Raw genomic sequence first — 18,558 nt, 5'->3', positions numbered from 1 at the left:
CCTGTCCTTTTCGCCTGCGTACCACCTTACGACCTTGTCTGGCACGTGCCAGTTATGCGGCTGGGGCGGGACCATCGGCCCCGCCCCAGCGCAGTTGTGAGCAAGATGAGTCTTAGAGCAGACCCAGCTTCTTCACCTCGTCGATCTCAGCCTGGGCAGCCTGCGCGTTCTTGGCGATCTGCGCCTGCGTCTTGTCGGACAGCTCGAGGCCCTCGACGACCGTGTACTCGCCATTGGCGCACGTGCACGGCATGCCGTAGACGAGGCCCTCGGGGACGCCATACTCGCCGTGGGAGGGACCGGCGATGGTCGTCCAGTCGCCCTCGGGCGTGCCCAGCGCCCACGAGCGCATGTGGTCGACGGCTGCCGACGCTGCCGACGCAGCCGAGGACGCGCCACGCGCCTCGATGATCGCCGCACCGCGCTTGGCGACGGTAGGAACGAAGTAGTCGTCCAGCCACGCTTCATCGACGAGGTCGACGGCCGGCTTGCCGTTGACGGTGGCGAACGAGACATCGGGGTACTGGTCGGCCGAGTGGTTGCCCCACACGATCATCTTCTCGATGTCGGTGACCTGCGAATCGGTCTTCTGCGCGAGCTGCGACAGCGCGCGGTTGTGGTCCAAGCGCATCATCGCGGTGAAGCGCTCGGCGGGAACGTCGGGAGCCGAAGCCGCGGCGATGAAAGCGTTCGTGTTCGCCGGGTTGCCGACGACGAGCACCTTGATGTCATCGGCGGCGTTGTCGTTGATCGCCTTACCCTGGGGACCGAAGATCCCGCCGTTGGCGGCGAGCAGATCGGCGCGCTCCATGCCCTTGGTACGCGGGCGAGCGCCGACGAGCAGACCGTAGTTGCAGCCCGCAAACGCCTTGGTGGCGTCGTCGTAAATGTCGACACCGGCGAGCAGCGGGAAGGCGGCGTCATTGAGCTCCATTGCCGTGCCCTCGGCGGCCTTGACGGCCTGCGGGATCTCGAGCAGATTCAGCTTGACGGGCTGGTCCTCACCGAGCATCGATCCCGACGCGATCCGGAACAGCAGCGCGTAGCCAATGTTGCCGGCAGCACCGGTCACGGTCACGGTCACGGGCTTCTTCATAGCCATAGAAGCAACTCCTTCGTCTGTGATTGTGCGTCCGGGGCGCACCCCGAACCTCGTCTTCCAGGGTAATACGGCTCACGCCTCGGTTCCACGGTCCCGTGGTCCCAGATTGGGCGCACATCAGGATCCTCGGCAGTGTGATTAATGTGGCGCGTGTGGCCTGCACGTTTTGCGCGCGAGGCGGCACCAAGCTCCATACGATAGAACCCATGACTTCACGTTTTATTGCACGCGACGTGGCGTGCGGATCGGCGACGGGGCGGATCTACGACTACGGTGCTCAGGTCACGGCGTGGCAGCCGCGTTCCGAGGCCCCCGTTATCTGGCAACCGGCATCGGCACCGCTAACCGAGGGCAAACCGATCAGGGGCGGCATTCCCGTATGCTTCCCGTGGTTCGGGGCTGGCGATACCGGTGAACGCCAGCCTTTCCACGGCCCGGCCCGCCGCGTGCGCTGGCTACTCATGGATTCCTTCCTCGACGAGGCCAACCAAACCCACCAGCTGACGTATCGCCTCACCCCGAGACGGCTGGAAGATCCTGTTGGGTGGGAATTCGAGGCCCTGCTGAGCGCGACATTCGGCAAGCAGCTCGAGGTCAGCTTGTCGGTGACCAACACCGACACCGAACCGGTGGTCTTCGAAGAGGCGCTACACACCTACGTCGCCGTCGGTGACGCCTCCCGCGTCGAAGTACTTGGCCTCGATGACGACGACTTCATCGACTTCACGGGCGAGGAGCCAACGCGAGGCACCCAATCGCTCGAGCTGGCATTCGACGGCAACGAGGTCAACCGGCTGTTTTCCTCAACCGCACCGGTGACAGTCGAGGATCCCAATAACGCCCGCCGCATCGTCGTGCGCAAGTCGGGCTCGGCAAACACCCTGGTGTGGAACCCCGGTGCCGAAGGCTCGCGCACGCGCGCGGGATTGGCCGACGGAGACTGGAAGAAGTTCCTGTGCATTGTCTCGGCCAACTGCAAGGACGATGCCGTGAGCCTCGAACCCGGCCAAACCCACGTCCTCACCCAAACGCTATCGGTCGAGCACCTGTGACGACATCTCGGGGCCGGTTGTGCAGGCAACTACCTGCACAACCGGCCCCGAATACGTCGAGCGTGCTCGCTTAACGCTTGGGACGAGCGACCGCCTCGACGATGGCCGTCACTGCCCCGTAGGCGATTGCGGCGATGGGCCAGATAAGCCAGGAATATCCCCACGCGCCCGGCACGAGGAAGCTGTAGCCAAAGTAGAGGACGAGAGCCACCGACCAGTACACGGTATTCACGGTGTCGTGGAGACCCTTCGCGCGCTGGGCCGTCGCATCACGCGTGAGCTCGTCGTAAGCAGCGGTGCACATCCCCCTGCGCACCAGCAGGTACACGCCACAGGCGACGGTGGCGATGGCTCCGCACAGCAGCGCGACCTCCCTCGCGTCATTATCGGGCGTCGTATCGGGCAGCAGGCTGGTGCCCAGGACCCACAGACCTGCTGCGATGCAGAAGAGAACTCCCCACACGAGGCTGCGCTGATAGGCGGGCTGCTCACGCTGATAGCGCTCCTCTACGGCTCCGTCGACGCCGTATCCCAATTCATACCCGCCATCTTTGACCCAGCGGAAAGCTCGGGTGTGCGAAGCGATGCTGAGGAACGCGACGACGGCACCGGCGACCATGATGAGCGCGATCATCACCCCAACGACCGAGCCGTCCACCGAGGTGATCCCCAGCCCGCTCACGAGCGGATCGCCGGCGATGACGGGGATCCCTGCGAGGACGCAACACGCGACGCCGGCCGCGACGCGTCCGGAGATGCTGCGGCGATCGTCGAGGTAGGCCGTGGCTTCTTCCAACCCAACCAGGCGCGTGCGCACTCCGCTGTCGGACTCGGCATGGTCTGTCGGCGCGGAGTCCTGCGCGCCTATGTCGAGATCGTCGCGCAAGAGCACGTCGGTGCTCACCCCGAATAGCTTGCTCATTTCGATAATCCGGGTGAGATCGGGCAGTGACCGCGCGCTCTCCCACTTCGAGATCGCCTGACGCGAGACGTGCATCTGTTCCGCCAAGTCTTCTTGTGTCCACCCGTTCTTCTTGCGCAGCGCAATGATCTTTGTCGCGAGAATCATCGTTAACCCCTCTCCTCGTGGCCTGTCTCCGAAGCTTGGCCAGGCCACCCGTGTACCGACGTTCTCAGTGTTTCCTCGGCCACGGTTGCCCTCCACCACGTCCGCTTGGTATACGCGCTACCACCGGTTGCGAAGCCCAGAAAACACCGCGACTGCGCGGATCTCTCCGCCTCGAGATACGCGTGCGCCCGCCTCCGAGATTACTCACAGAAGCGGGGCACACGGATCGATACGTCAGCGGCGATGAGCGCGGTAGTACCGCACGAGGGCCGCCGTCGACGGGTCCTGCGCGGCGATCGCAGCCTCGTCGCCCGCCACGGCCGGCCCGAGATCCTTCGCCATGGCCTTGCCCAACTCCACGCCCCACTGGTCGAAGCTGTCGATGCCCCACACGGCTCCCTGGACGAACGTGATGTGCTCGTACAGGGCGATCAACTGTCCGAGTACGCTCGGGGTGAGCGCGGGTGCCATGATCGACGTCGTCGGCTTGTTGCCGGGGAAGACGCGGGCGCTCACGATGTGCTCGGGCGTGCCCTCGGCGCGTACCTCATCGGCGGTCTTGCCGAAGGCCAGCGCCTTCGTCTGGGCAAAGAAGTTACCGAGGAACAGCTCGTGCTGATCTGCGTCAACGTCGCTGAGTGCCCATGTCGGGGTCGCGAATGCGATGAAGTCGGCGGGGATCAGCTGGGTTCCCTGGTGAATGAGTTGGTAGAACGCGTGCTGGCCGTTCGTGCCCGGTTCGCCCCAGAACACCTCACCCGTGTCGTAGGTGACCTCGGCGCCGTCGGCGCGCACGCGCTTGCCGTTCGATTCCATGGTCAGCTGCTGCAAATACGCCGGGAAGCGATGGAGGTACTGGGCGTAGGGCAGCACCGCGTGGGTCGGGGCACCGAGGAAGTTGCGGTACCACACGTTGAGCAGCCCCATGAGCAGGGGGACGTTCTGTGCAGGGTCGGTCTCGGCGAAATGGCGATCCATCGTGTGGAAGCCCTCGAGGAATTCGGCGAACGCCTCGGGACCTAGCGCGACCGCGAGCGCAGTGCCCACAGCGGAATCGACGGAATAGCGACCACCGACCCAGTTCCAGAAGCCGAAGGCATTGGCTGGGTCGATGCCGAATTCGGCAACCTTGTCCAAGGCCGTGGACACGGCGACGAAATGCTTGGCGACGGCGTCGCGCTTGGCTTCATCGGTGTCGTCGATAGCACCGGCCTTCACCAAGGCATCGAGCAACCAGGCCTTTGCCCCGCGCGCGTTCGTCAACGTCTCCAACGTCGTAAAGGTCTTCGACGCGACGATAAAGAGGGTTCGCGTCGGATCGAGGTCCTTCGTCTTTTCGCCCAGGTCGGTGGGGTCGATGTTCGAGATGAAGCGCGCCTCGAAGCCGTCCGCAACGTAGGGCTTCAACGCCTCGTACGCCATCACCGGACCGAGGTCGGACCCGCCGATGCCGATATTGACGACGGTCGTGATCGACTGCCCGTCCACACCCGTCCACTCGCCCGAACGCACGGCCCGGGCGAACGCATAGACCCGCTCGAGGACCTGGTGGACGGCCGCGACCGCGTCCTCGCCGTCAATCGTCAGCGCGTCATCGGCCGGACGGCGCAGTGCCGTGTGGGCCACCGCGCGATCCTCGGTGACGTTGATGTGCTTTCCGGCGTACATGGCATCACGCAGCTGCGCCACGCCGGTCTGCTCGGCCAGGTCGAGCAGGGCGTCACGAACCTCATCGGTGAGGAGGTTCTTCGACAGGTCGACGTAGAGGTCGCCCGCGGTGAAGCTGTAGTCATCGGTACGCGTCGGCTGAGCGTCAAACCACCCGGCGATGTCGGGGGTAAATCCCTCGGCAAGTGTGGTGAGCCGTCCCCATGCGGGGGTGGTGGTCGGGTCAACTGGTCGCATGCGTCCTCCTTTAGGCGTTGTCAACCGGGTTAGTCGACGTGAAGTATTTCAGTTCGGGCAACTCGACGCTATCGTCGTCGAGCGAGACGGCGCTGATGAGGGGAGCCAGCGCGAGCCACCACTGGTTCTTCGGGCGCCGCTTTTGCGTGTCGACCATGTGTTTCATGTCGTCGAAGGGATAGGAGACGATTCCCGTGTGATCGAGTCCGATAAAGCGGGCATCGCTGTCATCGGTGGCAAACTGCTCGGCGAGCTCGTCGACTGCCCGGGCGGCGAGTCGGGTCGCGAGGACGCGGTCGAATGCCGAGGGCTCGCCGCCTTGCTGCAGATGCCCCAGGGCGGCGTGACGAACGTCGAACAAGCCCTGTCCCTCCTGAGCGAAGACATCGGCAACGAACTCGCGGTCGTAGTTGCCTCCGGCTTCTTCGTTTCGCACGACGAGGAACAGTCGCCTGTCGTTTTCAAACGAGCGCACCATCTGCCGAGCGTGCGCGGCGATGTCCTCCAGGCTCGGGGGGAACTCGTCCAGGTAGACCATCTCGGCCCCGGACGCCAGCCCGGCCATGAGCGCGAGATAGCCGCAGTGGCGGCCCATCGTGTCCGCGACGAAGCACCGTCGCGACGCCGCGGCGGATTCCTTAATCCGGTCCAGTGACCACACGGCGTTGTTCAGCGCCGAGTCCGCGCCAATCGAAAGTTCGGACCCGGGCAGGTTGTTATCGATCGAGGCCGGCACGACGATAATGGGGATGTTGAACGCGGGATAGCGATCGCGCTCAGCTACCATCGCCTGTACCGACAGATAGGCGTTATAGCCCCCGATGACGACGAGGGCGTCGATCTCGTTATTCTCCAGCGAGCGCCCGATCGCATAGAACTGTTCGATCGTCGGGATGGTCCGCCGCGTTCCCAGTTCGGCACCCCCGGAAAAGCCCCATCCCTCGACGTCTTCCCAGCCGAGTTCGCGGACTTTACCGTCGATGAGGCCGCGGAACGACCCCTCAATGCCCAGCGTCGTGTGTCCCTGGGCGATCGCGAGGCGGACGACGGTACGCGTTGCCGTATTCATCCCCGGTGCCAGGCCGCCGACATGCATGATGGCCACGCGCTTGGCCCCGGGCGCTGCCGCCTCCAGCTTCGGCGGGGCGGACATGATCTCGTTGAGGGCGAGCATCTGGCCGAAGGACTCGCCCCGGGCCTGAACGGCTTTGTCGAAGTCGAGGGCGTCGCTGTAAGTCTTGACGGCCCGCGTGTTGCGCACGGCCTCCATCAGCGGCATGAGAGCGACCCGGTTGTGCCGCACGCCCACGATGACGGATTCGTCCCCGGCTTGCTGGTCGAGAACCTGGCGGACGGCGCAGTATCCCTGGACCGTCGGTTGCCCAGCGGTCGTAAGCCGTCGGCACGCCGCCGCGCTGGACGTGGCCGAGAATCGTCACGTGGGGGCGCTCCCCCATGCGCTCTTCAAGCGCGTCGCACACCATGTCGGTCGTGATGGGCTGCCCCTGCGAATCGACGGCTCCCTCGGCAACGAGCACGATGGACTCACGCCGCCCCGCAGCCCTGCCTGCACGCAACTTGTCCGCCAGTTCGTCTTCCCACCCGGCGGCCGGCGGCTTTTCCGGAATAAAGACGTAGTCCACCCCGGCGACGGCCGTCATGAGCGGCAAATACCCACAGTGGCGCCCCATGACCTCGACAACGAAGGTCCGCTGGTGAGATGCCGCCGTCGAGGAAAGCTGGTCGATCGCCGTCAAGATGCGATCCATCGCCGAATCCGTACCGATGGTCATGTCGGAGCCGACCAAGTCGTTGTCGATCGACCCCACCAGGCCGGCGACGCCGAGGAACGCGTGCGACTCGGCCTGGGCGGGAGTGATCCGGCCAGCTTCAACCAATTCCGCGAGGAGGGAGGGCCATTCTTCTTTGAATTCATTCGTCCCGGCCAGGGAGCCATCACCGCCGATGACGACGAGCCGATCAATGCCTTTTTCCACAAGGTGTTGGCAGGCGTCAAGCAAACCGTGACGTTCGCGGAAGGCCGCGCACCGAGCGGTGCCGATCACCGTTCCGCCCTTGTTGAGGATCGACGAGACGGACGACCACGTGAGCTCACGGATCGCATCGCCACCGTCAACGGCTCCCTGCCACCCGTCCATGATGGCGTAGGGAACGGCACCAAGTTTGAGCGCCGAACGAGCAACGGCACGCACCGCCGCGTTCATGCCTTGGGCATCTCCGCCCGACGTGAGTACCCCGATTCGCACCGGCCGCCTCGTCTGCTTATCACTCACGGGCTTCCCCTCCTCAACGGATCGCATGCTTGAGCCCAGCCCTCCCAGGATAGCCGCGACACGCGCGAGGAACCGGGGCACCAGTCCCAAAAATGCCCACGGCCCGCGGCATACATGCGTCGCGGGCCGTGGGCTTCGGCAGGTTACTTTGCCAGGCGGGCCTGCAAGTTGTCATCGAGCGCATTCATGAAGCCCTCGGTGTCCAACCACTCCTGCTCCGGACCGACCAGGCGCGCGAGATCCTTCGTCATCTGGCCCCCCTCAACCGTCTTGATAATGACGTCCTCGAGGGTGTGGGCGAACTCGGCCACCTCGGGAGTGTTATCCAGCTTGGCGCGATGCTCCAGCCCCCGCGTCCACGCAAAGATCGACGCGATCGGGTTCGTCGAGGTCTTCTCCCCGGCCTGGTAACGACGGTAGTGACGCGTCACCGTCCCGTGGGCGGCCTCGGCCTCAACGGTCTTGCCATCGGGCGTCATGAGTACCGACGTCATGAGACCGAGCGAACCAAACCCCTGCGCGACCGTGTCTGACTGAACATCGCCGTCGTAGTTCTTGCACGCCCACACGTAGCCGCCTTCCCACTTGAGACTGGAGGCCACCATGTCGTCGATCAGACGATGCTCATAGCTGAGACCCGCCGCGCGGAATTCAGCGGCGAATTCGTCGTCGTAGATCTGCTGGAAGATGTCTTTGAAGGCACCGTCATAGGCCTTGAGGATCGTGTTCTTCGTCGACAGGTAGACGGGGTAGCCGCGCTGCAAGCCATAGCGGAACGACGCGCGAGCGAAGTCGCGAATCGAGTCGTTGAAGTTGTACATCCCCATGGTCACGCCCCCGCCCTCGGGAACGCGAATGACCTCATGCTCGATGGGAGCCGAGCCGTCCTCCGGCGTATAGGTCAGCGTGATCGTGCCGGCTCCCGGCACCTTGAAGTCCGTGGCCTTGTATTGGTCACCGAACGCGTGACGACCGACGACGATCGGCTTCGTCCAGCCCGGAACCAGTCGGGGAATGTTGTCGATGATGATGGGCTCACGGAAGATCACGCCACCGAGAATGTTGCGAACGGTGCCGTTGGGCGACTTCCACATTTTCTTCAGCCCAAACTCTTCCACGCGCGCCTCGTCGGGCGTGATCGTCGCGCACTTGACGCCGACACCGTGCTCGGCAATCGCATTCGCCGCATCGATCGTCACCTGGTCATCGGTCGCGTCGCGGTGCTCAATCCCCAGGTCGTAGTACCGAAGATCGATGTCGAGATAGGGGTGGATCAACCGATCCTTGATCATCTGCCAGATGATTCGCGTCATCTCGTCGCCATCGAGTTCGACAACTGGTCCATGCACTTTGATCTTCGCCATCGTCGCATCCTTACTGCTCGCCACAGCGCGAGCTTGGAGGTGTCTCTCGCTCACTAGCCTACACACCGTATCTCGATATCGAGATATTTCAGAAGAGACACCGCGGCCACCCATGCCGTCCCGTCCGACGCCCCCAAAAGGACGTTAGTCCCACACGACGGGCGCGTGGTGACGGATGCCTGGAGAATGTCGGCAAACAGCGAGGTCAGCGGCACCCCGCCGGCCGAACCTGAAAGCAACCTGATAAAATCGAGACCGACAGTTCCCCCTACACGAGGCTGTTGCCACCCGCCAGAGGCTTCTGGCCCGACCCAAAGGAGAGCCATGGGCGCCCGCTCGCTGCGCAGCTGGTTGACACTGCAGCGCGTTGCCGCCGCCGTGGCCATCTGGGTCGTCGGCTCACTCATTGGTGTCGGCGTGTTTACGCTCATCTACGGCAAGGCCTACTCCTACCTGGGTTCCGACCCGGTGACATGCACGAACTGCCACGTCATGAACAAACAGTACGACGGGTGGACCAAGGGGTCCCACCACAACGTCGCCACCTGCAACGACTGCCACACCCCCCACGATTCGATCGTCCACAAGTACTGGGTCAAGGCCGACGACGGCGTCCGCCATGGCTTCAAGTTCGCGACGAATACGTATCCCGAAAACATCCAGATCCGCGACACGAATCTCAAGATCGCTAACGACGCCTGCCTGTACTGTCACTCGGATTTCACCTCATCGATCCACCAGACGGTACCCGAGGGCGAACAGCTGTCCTGCGTGCATTGCCACAGGGACGTCGGCCACAAGTGAAGTGAGGGACCCGATGAACACGAAACAAACCTCGAAGCGACGTTGGACGCTCCTCGCCATCGCCGCGGTCGTTGTCGTCGCTGTGGTCACGGCGACCATCACGGCGCTGGCCTTCTCGATCCTTGAGCGCAAGAACGAAGCGCGGGCACCGAAACAACAGGTCGTGGCGCTCGACGAGACGACGGTCGACCCCGCCGTGTGGGGAAAGAATTACCCGGCTCAATACGAGTCGTACATGAAGACCAAGGAAATGGTTCCTGGCCCGGGCCTCTTCGACACGATGTCGCCGGAGACGCGCACCCCCACCGCCGATGATCCACGCACGCAGATCATGCCCCAGCGCAATGACGAGGACCCCCGGATCACTCATATGTGGGCCGGCTACGCGTTCTCGAAGGACTACCGCCACCCTCGTGGCCACTACTACATGCTCGAGGACCAGCGCCTGACCAAGCGCGTTCAGGACTTCAAGCAGCCGGGCACATGCCTGAACTGTCACGCGTCCATGCCCACTATCTACTCCAAGCTCGGTAACGGCGACCAGCAGGCCGGGTTCGACAAGGTCAACTCGATGACGTACGCCGAGGCGACGAAATACGCCGAGCACCCGGTTTCCTGTATCGATTGCCACGACCCCAAGACCATGAAGCTGCGCGTGACGCGTCCCGCCTTCATCCGCGGCATCAAGGCGTTGAAGGCCTCGCAGGGGGTCACAAACTTCGATCCCAATACCGACGCAACCCACAACGAGATGCGCACGTTCGTGTGCGCTCAGTGCCACGTCGAGTACTACTTCAAGGGCGAGGGCAAGACCCTGACGTTCCCGTGGGACGAGGGCATCGATATCGACGACATTTACTCGTACTACCAGAAAGAGGGATTCACGGATTGGACGCACGGCGAGACCGGAGCGCCCATGCTGAAGGCCCAGCACCCGGAATTCGACATCTGGTCTAACGGCATTCACGCCGAAAATGGCGTGACCTGCGCGGACTGCCACATGCCTTACCAGTCACAGGGTGCTCAGAAGGTTTCCGACCACAACCTGACGACGCCTCTCAAGACCGTCAATGCCTCATGCATGACGTGCCACCATGCGTCTGACGACGAGATGATCAAGCGAGTCGAGAAGATCCAGGGTCGCTTCGTCCACAGTCGTGACCAGGCCTTCGATGCACTCGTGCAGCTCATCGCCGACATCAAGGCCGAGCGTGATGCCCACGGCGACACCGCCGACGTTAAGCGCGCCTGGGAGTACCAGCGCAAGGCCTCGTTCTACCTCGACTACGTCTACTCCGAGAATTCTCACGGCTTCCACGCCCCCGATTACACCCAGCGCATCCTCAACGATGTGACGGATGCGTGCCGCAAGGGCCAGCTCGCGCTCAAGGGCGTCAGCGACGAACAGATGCAGCCGTCCGAGAACACGCTGGCCGACGACAAGAAGGTCGCTCAGACCCGTGGCTGAGTCGTCGAACGAGGCGACCACGGTCCTCGGCCTCACGGCAGAAGACGCCACGATCGAGGCGGTGCGGGTCCGGCGCGACGAGCTATGTGACTACCTCGCTCACGCCCCGCGTCCGCTCGCTGAGTTTGCTCAGCAGCGGGCCGATGCCATTCATGCCGCGGCCGAGGAGCTCATCGCGTCACTAAAAGCTCGCGAAGCTGAGGATGCTGACTCGCGCATGGACGCCGAACCGGCCACTCGCGTATTCACGCACGCGTCCTCGCCAGCCGAGGCCCTCGCGGAGCTGGGTGAAGAGGATGATGACGATGTATATACATCCCCGTCGGTGAGCACTCCCTCGGTCAAGCGGCGCGCCCAAACCAGCCGCGAGCGCGAGACGCGAGCCCCTTCTGCGGCTTCCGCTCAGCGCTCGGGAGCCGCGGTAGCTCTCATGACGGTTATCGGAGTCGTCGCAGTGGTCGTCGTTGTTCTCGCTGTCTACGCGCTGGGCCGTCCGGGCTCAGCTGAGCTTCCCGAGAATCACCCTGATACCCCCGCTTCCGCTGCCGTCGACGGGGAACTATCGCCGTCGGAGCTCGCCGAACAGATTGCAACTCTGCGCGAACAAGTCGACGCCAACCCGGACGACACGGCGCTGCGAACCAAATTGGGGATCGCCCTCTTTTACGCGCGTGACTTCACCGGAGCTAAGACCGAGTGGGATCGCGTGTTGGCGGAGGAACCGAATAATCCGCAGGTGTATTACAACCTGGGATTTTGGTACATGTCTCAAGAGCCTCCACAGGTCGACAAGGCAAATGAGATGTGGGACAAGGTCATCGAATTGGCTCCGGCAGATTCGGAATTAGTCGAGACGATCAAGATGCACCGCTCCACGGCTCCCCTGGCATCAACGCAATCATCCTCTGGCTCTGACGCGAAATGATTGAGTCCTCGTTGAGCCTTCCCCTGGCATTTGGGGCAGGCATCCTCGCGTTCGTTTCGCCGTGTTTCCTCCCTCTTGTTCCCGTCACGTTAACGATCTTGGCCTACGAGGAGGGCAATAGCGGCGCTAAGAAGTGGATGGCACTGCGACGGGCCGTCGTCTTCGTTGTGGGATTTTCCCTCGTCTTCACGATGCTGTGGCTGGCGGTTGCCGCCGCGGGTCCGCTCATTGCAAGTTTTCGCACGCCGGTGCGGCTCGTCGCCGGGGCGATCGGTATTGTCATGGGATTCCACGTCGCCGGCCTCGTCCGAATTCCCGTGCTTGATCGCACGATGCGCGCCGATGTGTCGACACGCTCGTCGAAGCCGGGCTGGCTGCGCGCAGCCCTATTGGGAATGACGTTCGGGGCCGGCTGGTCCCCCTGTATTGGCCCCGTGTTGGGCGGGATCATCACGCTCGCTGCCTCAACCGGTTCCCTGGTGCGCGGTGGTGCCCTCATGGTGGCCTTCTGTGTGGGGCTGGGAATTCCATTCCTGGCGATGGCGATGGGGCTTGGCGCATCGGGCCGCCTCTCACGCTGGCTTGGGCGTCATCACCGTGGAGTGTCCCTTATGACCGGTCTCTTGCTGGTTGTCACGGGATTGCTCATCATGACAAATAGTCTGGAGACTCTCGGACGCTTCCTGCCCGTCCTCACCTAGTACCCATCAGAGGAGTATCTATGGCTCGGCCACGCTCACGTAGCCCACTGGCTCGCTTCGCCAGGTCTGTCTACGCCTTCTTCTATAACAAGAAGGTGGGCGTTGTGCTCATCCTTCTTATGGCGGTGGCCACCCTCTTGGGCACTCTCATCACCCAGGCACCCGACGGGGTTTTGGACTCTCCCGACTCACGTGCGGCCTTCCTGGCTGAAATGCAGGGCCGCTATGGCGGATGGACGAAACCGCTCATGTGGCTAGGCGCGTTTTCCATCTACACCTCGCCCATCTTCCTCGTCCTCTCGGCACTGCTTGCCCTGTCGATCTTGGCGTGCACGCTCCATCGACTCCCCCAGCTATGGCGCAAGACGATGCGTCCGCGCACTCGAGTATCGGCACGCTTCTTTACCCGCGCTCAATACCAGGGGCAGGTTCCCACGCGCGAATCCATTGAGGCCAGTGTCGAGGCAACGCGTGCGGCTCTGCGCCGGAAGCATTACCGCGTCGTGGATGTCGAGGGTGACGGGCCGCGTGCACTCTATGCCGACCGATTCCGTTTTGGGCCGTTTGGGACCGTCGCCGCGCATGCGGCATTCATCATTATCATCGCCGCTCTCGTCATTTCTAACCTGTGGGGAATCGATAAGACGTTGTCCATTCCCATCGGAACATCGCAGCCTGTCGGCTATGGGACGGGATATTCCGTGACCGCCACATCATTCACGGATTCGTATGACACGCAGGGACGTCCGACGGATTATGTCTCGCACATTCTGTTGCGCGACAACCACGGGCACACTCTGGCCGAGCAGGACGTTCGTGTCAACACTCCGCTGCGCTATGACGGCTACAAGTTCCACCAGGCGTCATACGGTTTCGCGGCGCTCGTCCGGCTCACGCGCGATGGCAAGGAGCTATATTCCGGCGGCGTAACGTTGACATCGCAGTCAAACGACGGATTGTTTCAGTTCGGGACGCTCGATGTTCCCGGCGCGGCCCGCGAAGGAGAGCCGCATACGGTCATCATTGCGACTCCTGCCTCGGGCCAGCATGTTCCCGATGTCGCGTCAGGTCAGGCGCTCGTTCGCGTCCTCGGTCCCAACGGGGACGACAACGTCTTGGGCGAGGAGGTTCTCGATCGCGGAACCAGCACGACCATCGCCGGTCTAACCGTGTCGTTTGATCGTGAAAGCGCGTTCACCGGTATCACTGTGCGCCGCGACCCGGGGGCAATCTGGATGTGGCTCGGCTCCATCCTTCTCGTTGTCGGTATGGCTGCGACCTTTGGACTGCGCCACCGCCGGGTCTGGGTTCGCGTTGTCCCCGGCGCTGAGGCAGCCGATCGCGACGGCACGGGACGCATCACGAAGGCACGCACCGTCATCGAGATCGCCAGTGCGGATACCGCCGATACAGCGTTTGAACGTCAATTCGCGGCGCTCGTCGCCGACATTGACACCCGTCTCACGTCCGCGCGGGAAACTCCCGCCTCCTCATCGATTGCTGAAAGGTAGGCCGATGCTTGAGCTCGCCGAATACCTGTTAGCGGCCGCGACCGTCTTCGTGGTGGCCGCGCTGGTCGCCAATCTCATCGTCGTTTTCCGCTACAAGAGCGTTCCGACACTGCCCGATGGCGAAAAGCCCACGATTTCTGTCGGCGGCGGCCCCTCGCGTGCCGTCACCACTCCCGCGCCGACACGTGCGGGCTGGTTTGGCACGGCTTTCCACGTGCTCGCGTGGGTCGCGCTGACGATTTACCTGGGTATCCGCATTGCCCTCACGGGACACGGTCCCTTCGCCAACCAACACGAGTTCGCCGTGTCCTTTTGTTGGGGCATCCTCCTCGTGTTCTTGGTGTTCGCGCTGCGTTATGGTCTGCGCGCGATTTCGCTCGTCGTCCTTCCCGTCGTGGCGGCGCTGTTACTGTATGCACACACGCTCGATTCAGGCGTGGAGCCGCTGGTTCCCGCCCTGCAAAATAATCTCCTCTTGAGTTTGCACGTCGGTTTTGCCGTCGTCGCCTATGGCGCCGCATGTGTATCTTTTGGTGCCGCTCTCCTGTGGTTGGTCCAACCCAAGCTGCCCGCCGAGATTCGTCCGCGTCGCGAATTGCTTGACGAGATCGGCTATCGCGCTGCCGTCACGACGTTCCCCCTGCTGACGATCATGATCGTCTTGGGCGCTCTGTGGGCCGACACGGCGTGGGGACGCTACTGGGGGTGGGATCCCAAAGAGACCGCGGCCTTCGTTACCTGGCTGATCTATGGCGGCTATCTCCACGCGCGCGTCGTTGCCGATTGGCGCGGGCGTCGCGCCGCGTGGCTCCTCATCATCGGATTCGCCGCTGTGCTGTTTGCCTACTTCGGCAACCACTTCTTCGGGGGGCTGCACTCCTATGGCTAAATCGACCTCATTATCCGAGAAGATTCGTGCCTCGTCGTGGGGCAACATGGCCGTCCTCCTCGTCATCGTCGCCCTCGTGGCGGCGGGTGCCTGGGTGGCCACGCGAGGCTCCGGTTCTGCGCCGAGTCGAGATGATGGCCAGGCCTCCGGGGCTTATTCCCGTGTCTCGAGCGAGGCCGATGCTCACGGTGCCGCGCCCGAGGTCGGCAAGGCTGCTCCCGCTCTTACCGGTACCGACGTCACCGGCGCGCCGTTTTCGCTCACCGGGCATCGCGGCCGCCCCGTGTGGGTCATTTTTAATGCCACATGGTGTTCGGCCTGCCGTGCCGAGGCGCCGGATATCGAGGCCGTCGCCCATGCCGGTGATATCGATGTTGTTACCGTCTACCGCGGCGAACAGGGTGAGACGATCACCGACTTCGCCTCACGCATGGGACTCTCGACGCCCACAGCTGTACCGGATCCCGATGAGCGCATCAGCACGGATTGGCGCGTGTGGGCGCTGCCAACCCACATCTTCATCGACGCCGACGGGATCGTGCAAACGATCCGGACGGGCCAGCTATCGCCCTCCGACGCGCGCGCTCTCGTCGCCGGTACACGCACGTCCGGCTAGCTGCCACAGCTCGCCGGCCGCGAACCCACTCGCCCGACGCGGGTAGGGTGGGTTCATGCGTATTCTCACGCGCACCGCAGACGCCCCGCGGGGGCTGCTCGTGTGCGTGTCAGGACTCGGCTGTGGCGCCGACCAGTGGGCACACCTCCTCGCACATATGGATGGCTGGGTGAGCGTCGCCTACGACCGTGCCGCGCTGTCGCAACGCCATATCGACATCGATCAGTCGGCCGAGGAACTCAATCGCCTCATAGGTGCGGCACGACGGCGATATCCGCATCTCCCGTTGACGGTCGTCGCCCACTCGTGGGGCGCCATGATTGTGCAGGCGTGGGCCAGCACATCAGAGCGGGACTACACGCATCTGGTGCTCGTCGACCCGTCGTTTAGCGGCAACAGCGAAGGCCGTTCTCGCCTACTCCAGTGGCTCGAACGCGCATATTACCGTCTGCTGAACCCAGCGGGCGCGCGCGAATTACCGGCCTTTTATCGCGCGTGGGCCGATGCTCGCCTGCGGCCTCGTCCACTTCCTGGCCGGGTGACAATCATCGCGGCACGTCGCTCTTACGTCCACGAGCTCTCGACGTTGGCGACGAACTTTCGCGCCCATCTCGTCTGCTCAACCGAGAGACGTCATAATCTTCCTCGTGCCGACCCTCAATCAATCGCGGAGGCCATTGCCGCGCCTCCCCTGTGAGGCGGATTCAACCAGCACAGGATCTTTAGCCGGACAACGGGGCGGGGCCGACACTCCTCGTGTTGGCCCCGCCCCCTAATCAGCTCGTCTCACCGCCGCGATTGGGTACGTCGCTGACGCGCTCGCATCCCAACGGTCATCAGCCCCGCGATCAGCAGAACTGTCGCGGCCACCGGACCTGCTGCGTTCGCCCCGGTGAGCGCCAACGGCGGCGTGGATGTTTGAGGCGGCGTATTCGGCGTCGGCGGTTCCTGTGGGCTCGGCGGTTCGCCGGGCGTGGGCGGAGTCGTCGGTGTCGGCGGCTCGTCCGTCTCCGGCGGCGGAGTAGTGACCGGCTCGTTCACAACCGTGATATCAACCGGCACGATATTTTCCGTTTGCGCACTCACTGTGAAGTCGATGGGCGCATGGGTCGTATATCCCTCAGGGGCATCGGTCTCGATCAGCCGATACTTACCGGGAGCCAGCAAGTAGTCACCATCTCCCACGCAGTAGACACGATGCTCATCATCACAGGGATTATTCGTGCGCACAAACGCTCGAATATCCTCGCTGCTACTCAACGAGGACGTCATGACGTCGCCCGTATCCGCGTCAGAGACCAGATCGTCGATAACCGTCACATAGGTGCCGTCAATTTCCGCTGCCAGAGAGAACTTCGCACCGCCGAGCGCCCGACCGTTCTCATCGGTCTTGGTCACGTGCACAGGGGCCGGAACGGGACGATACGTCAGGTAATAGTGCTTCTTCGTGTCGTAGATTCCAGCGAGATCCTCAGCGTAAGCAGGACGGTCCTGCGGGAGGCGCTCCTGAGAGGCAATCGGACCCGTACGACTAAATGCCAAAGTCAAGCGTGAGTTGTCGTACTCCGACGGAGAACCGGGCACGATCGTGCCGAGACGAGATTCCGGCTTCGCCGTGTCGATGTCGTTCGCGATGTACACGTACCCCGGGATCTCTTGCCCGACCACGTCGTCATATGTCGGCCTGACCTTCGCCTGATCTTCCGAGAGTGCCCACCGGGGATCCTGTTCGTCGGCCTTCATGTATTGGAAATAATTCGTGTCGCTAAACGCAAGAGGCTTCGCCGCGTCACGGAAATAGGGGTAGGCCAATCCGCTGTTGATGTTCGCCGGAGCAGATACCTCATAGCGACTCCCTCCGATCTGTGCCAGATTCAGCGGGCTAAACGGAGTCGCGTCGTAGCGCGGCTTACCGGCGGAGCGCTCTGGCAACGCGAATCCGCCATCACTGTGCGCTCCTGCGACGACAGGAATTCCTGCCGCTCGCCGATAGGCGAAATCGTCAACCGGCGTGAATTCAGCCTGCGCTTGCCGGTCTCCCTGCCAGATCAGATAGAGACCGATTGCGTTCAGACCGCCGGAGTGGTTGCGCGAATGGGTCACCATCACTTTCTTGATGAAGCTGACGCCCTCAGGGATCGTGAACCGGTATTCGATGTACTGGTAGTTTTCGACGGTCGGCCAGATCCACTCTTTCTTCAGCGACAGCCCGGAGCTGTCGGCCGGATCGCTACGCCACATGCCTCCGTCCGTATAGCGCTGCCACTCGACGCCGTTGAGGTAAACCTTCGGCTTCAGGTAGACCGGCGTCACCTTGTCGCCCCACTCTTTGGGACGAATGACACCATCCACGCCTTTCTCCTCGCTATAGCGATAGCCAACGAAGCCAAGCAGCGTAGCGATGTCGTGATAATCGGTGGTATTCATCACCATGCCGAAGCGAACCTCGTCGCCCGGCTGAAAGAGAAACTGCGGAGCACCGCCGAGGTTGTACGTGTGCCCGTTGCGGGTAATGGAGTACGCGTACGTGTACAACCGGTTGTTCTGGCCCTGTAGGTCAGTCGTAATCTTGTTGTCGCTCAGCAGGTCCGGGAACGGATTCGAGCGGGCGATCGACGCGTCTTCGAGCTGCTCCTGTGCCGCATTCGCCGCCGGCGTCTTCTCGACGTAGCTATCTGCCTGCGCGCTCTGCGGAAGGACAACCACAGCGAGCATGACGAGGCACGCCGCACAGATCGCCACAATGATGTGACCAGGCATGAGTCGTGTCTGGGTACCGGTGCCCATTAGGCCCTCCATGAGTGGGACGATTCCACCACGCAAACGCGGCAAAATCTCATGTGCTTACCATCTAGTCA

14 protein-coding genes and 1 pseudogene are annotated in these 18,558 nt (G+C 63.0%); 9 read left to right on the top strand and 6 right to left on the bottom strand.

Annotated elements, in window-relative coordinates; translation table 11 throughout:
- Positions 1–112 precede the first annotated feature (112 nt).
- The gene (locus H8R18_RS01535; protein ID WP_191072268.1) at positions 113–1,096 is read right to left on the bottom strand and encodes a malate dehydrogenase; all 984 of its coding nucleotides are present in this window, start codon (positions 1,094–1,096) and stop codon (positions 113–115) included.
- Positions 1,097–1,308: 212 nt separating this feature from the next.
- On the opposite strand from H8R18_RS01535, the gene H8R18_RS01530 reads away from it, so the two are divergent.
- Positions 1,309–2,154, top strand: coding sequence for a D-hexose-6-phosphate mutarotase (locus H8R18_RS01530; RefSeq protein WP_191072228.1), 846 nt, complete (start codon positions 1,309–1,311; stop codon positions 2,152–2,154).
- 70 nt (positions 2,155–2,224) lie between these two features.
- Here H8R18_RS01530 and H8R18_RS01525 read toward each other — a convergent pair whose 3' ends face one another.
- From H8R18_RS01525 to H8R18_RS01510, 4 genes and pseudogenes are all read right to left on the bottom strand, one after another.
- Positions 2,225–3,223 carry a helix-turn-helix transcriptional regulator gene (locus tag H8R18_RS01525; protein WP_191072229.1) on the bottom strand — a complete coding sequence of 333 codons (999 nt, stop codon included), beginning with the start codon at positions 3,221–3,223 and terminating at the stop codon, positions 2,225–2,227.
- Between the two features lie 234 nt (positions 3,224–3,457).
- Positions 3,458–5,128, bottom strand: coding sequence for a glucose-6-phosphate isomerase (gene pgi, locus H8R18_RS01520; RefSeq protein WP_191072230.1), 1,671 nt, complete (start codon positions 5,126–5,128; stop codon positions 3,458–3,460).
- A 10-nt stretch (positions 5,129–5,138) separates the two neighbouring features.
- Positions 5,139–7,449: pseudogene (locus tag H8R18_RS01515) on the bottom strand (6-phosphofructokinase).
- 116 nt (positions 7,450–7,565) lie between these two features.
- Positions 7,566–8,786 (bottom strand): NADP-dependent isocitrate dehydrogenase, encoded by a 1,221-nt coding sequence (locus tag H8R18_RS01510; protein WP_191072232.1) that lies wholly within the window; start codon positions 8,784–8,786, stop codon positions 7,566–7,568.
- Positions 8,787–9,110: 324 nt separating this feature from the next.
- Between H8R18_RS01510 and nrfH the strand changes: the two genes are divergently transcribed.
- The 8 genes from nrfH to H8R18_RS01470 are packed head-to-tail and all read left to right on the top strand — an operon-like array spanning position 9,111 to position 16,397.
- A complete protein-coding gene (gene nrfH, locus H8R18_RS01505) occupies positions 9,111–9,590 on the top strand; it encodes a cytochrome c nitrite reductase small subunit (RefSeq protein ID WP_191072233.1) in 480 nt (159 codons plus the stop codon).
- A 13-nt stretch (positions 9,591–9,603) separates the two neighbouring features.
- On the top strand, positions 9,604–11,058 hold the full coding sequence (locus H8R18_RS01500) for an ammonia-forming cytochrome c nitrite reductase subunit c552 (protein ID WP_191072234.1): 1,455 nt from the start codon (positions 9,604–9,606) through the stop codon (positions 11,056–11,058).
- A complete protein-coding gene (locus H8R18_RS01495; protein WP_191072235.1) occupies positions 11,051–11,983 on the top strand; it encodes a tetratricopeptide repeat protein in 933 nt (310 codons plus the stop codon). The genes H8R18_RS01500 and H8R18_RS01495 overlap by 8 nt, the downstream gene beginning before the upstream one ends.
- Positions 11,980–12,684 carry a cytochrome c biogenesis CcdA family protein gene (locus tag H8R18_RS01490; RefSeq protein WP_191072236.1) on the top strand — a complete coding sequence of 235 codons (705 nt, stop codon included), beginning with the start codon at positions 11,980–11,982 and terminating at the stop codon, positions 12,682–12,684. Before H8R18_RS01495 ends, H8R18_RS01490 begins: the two co-directional genes overlap by 4 nt.
- 20 nt (positions 12,685–12,704) lie before the next feature.
- Positions 12,705–14,195, top strand: a complete 1,491-nt coding sequence (locus H8R18_RS01485) for a cytochrome c biogenesis ResB family protein (protein WP_191072237.1) — start codon at positions 12,705–12,707, stop codon at positions 14,193–14,195.
- A 4-nt stretch (positions 14,196–14,199) separates the two neighbouring features.
- Entirely contained in the window at positions 14,200–15,084 is an 885-nt protein-coding gene (gene ccsB, locus H8R18_RS01480) for a c-type cytochrome biogenesis protein CcsB (RefSeq protein WP_191072238.1), read from the top strand.
- A complete protein-coding gene (locus H8R18_RS01475) occupies positions 15,077–15,700 on the top strand; it encodes a TlpA family protein disulfide reductase (RefSeq protein WP_191072239.1) in 624 nt (207 codons plus the stop codon). Before ccsB ends, H8R18_RS01475 begins: the two co-directional genes overlap by 8 nt.
- 55 nt (positions 15,701–15,755) lie before the next feature.
- Positions 15,756–16,397 carry an alpha/beta fold hydrolase gene (locus H8R18_RS01470; protein ID WP_191072240.1) on the top strand — a complete coding sequence of 214 codons (642 nt, stop codon included), beginning with the start codon at positions 15,756–15,758 and terminating at the stop codon, positions 16,395–16,397.
- An 89-nt stretch (positions 16,398–16,486) separates the two neighbouring features.
- Here the strand turns inward: H8R18_RS01470 and H8R18_RS01465 are convergent, their stop codons facing one another.
- A complete protein-coding gene (locus tag H8R18_RS01465) occupies positions 16,487–18,487 on the bottom strand; it encodes a prealbumin-like fold domain-containing protein (RefSeq protein ID WP_191072241.1) in 2,001 nt (666 codons plus the stop codon).
- Positions 18,488–18,558: the final 71 nt, after the last annotated feature.

Source organism: Nanchangia anserum (genome assembly GCF_015240065.1).
Classification (GTDB): Bacteria; Actinomycetota; Actinomycetes; order Actinomycetales; family Actinomycetaceae; genus Nanchangia; species Nanchangia anserum.
This window is presented reverse-complemented; position numbering and strand designations above follow the sequence as displayed.